We start from the raw sequence: 1227 nt of genomic DNA, 5'->3' as shown, positions 1-1227 counted from the left end.
ACCGAGCAGTAGAGTAGAAAATAAAAACAACTTTTATTTTCTATCTCCTTAAAAAAATTAAACTATATCGTTAGACAATAACCGGATGAGTTTTTCAGCTTATTTCAGCCCTCGTTTTCTATATATTCAAACATATGATGTGGAGTATAAATTGAATTTACTTACAGTGTATGAGTAGATTCCCGTTGGCATGTAAATATAAAACTTTTCCCCCAGTTGTGAATGAGCACAATCAGATTACAGTCTCGAATGTGGCAAAAATGTTAATTTCATTATTCCTATTTTATTTTGTCATACATAGTATAGGTTTTAATCAAGCCATACCTGCCCATCACTTATATAGAGAAATGGTATTTCTTCTTTTCCGTTATCCAGGTTCCTTAACAAGTATAAACCTTGGGCAGGGGCATTATTTACTTTTATATAATTCATGGTGGCACGGGTTCTGAAGATCTCCCTCCAATCTTTGCCGTCGAAATAGGACAAGAAATAGTTGTCGCCCACAACAATCTGATTATTCGCATTTCTCGGTGCAATTCTTAGAGCTTTTATTTTGACGGAATTCTGAAAATCGGTTTTTATCGAATTTGCATTCACAAAAGCTTCGAGGTTATCATCAAACGCATTTATACAGTCGTCCGCAGGCTGTCCGATTATTTTACAGAGTGATCCCGCTTCCTTCACCGCATCCTCCTCGTAAAATATGGGCAGCGGCGTTGGTTTTGCCCATTGATAACGATTACTCTCTTCTCCCAAAAATTCCAGATGGGCGATATTTACCGGACTCTTATCTGGCGTTTCTATCCTGTAATAACGATACGTTTTTTTATTCTCTATCGTCACTTGCTGTATATTGGGTTTCAATGGTTCACGAAACACATGCAGTGTGTCGAACTCACCGTTCTGATGATTTGATGCCAACAATAAACTTCCCGCGAAACCGGCATTGATTCTCTGCAGGTTCGGCTTTCCCGGAAACTTGCGAAGAAGGTGCATGTCCGTTATTGTTGCTGTGTCTGTTTTTAATTCCCTATACTGGAGATTCATGGGAATTTTCCCCGTCTTATCTGCCAGTTTTCTTCCCTGTACGACAGAAAAGATATTTTCCTCCTTAATCGTATTGGATGTCATGGGTTTTTGGATATAAGACAACTCCCCGTCCGATTGTAACAGAAAGGGATACCCTATGGGTTGCAACGTGTCTTTTTCATAATATGATAGTATAAA

At 38.5% G+C, this 1227-nt stretch carries 1 pseudogene; it reads right to left on the bottom strand.

The annotated features are described in order from the left end of the window. Positions 1-309: 309 nt before the first annotated feature. Positions 310-1227 (bottom strand): annotated as a pseudogene (locus tag B3Z75_RS04930) (hypothetical protein); the annotation flags it as partial.

The organism is Proteiniphilum sp. UBA1028 (assembly GCF_002316955.1).
GTDB lineage: Bacteria > Bacteroidota > Bacteroidia > Bacteroidales > Dysgonomonadaceae > Proteiniphilum.
The sequence above is the reverse complement of the archived record's forward strand: the minus strand, read 5'-3'. Positions and strand labels throughout refer to the sequence as shown.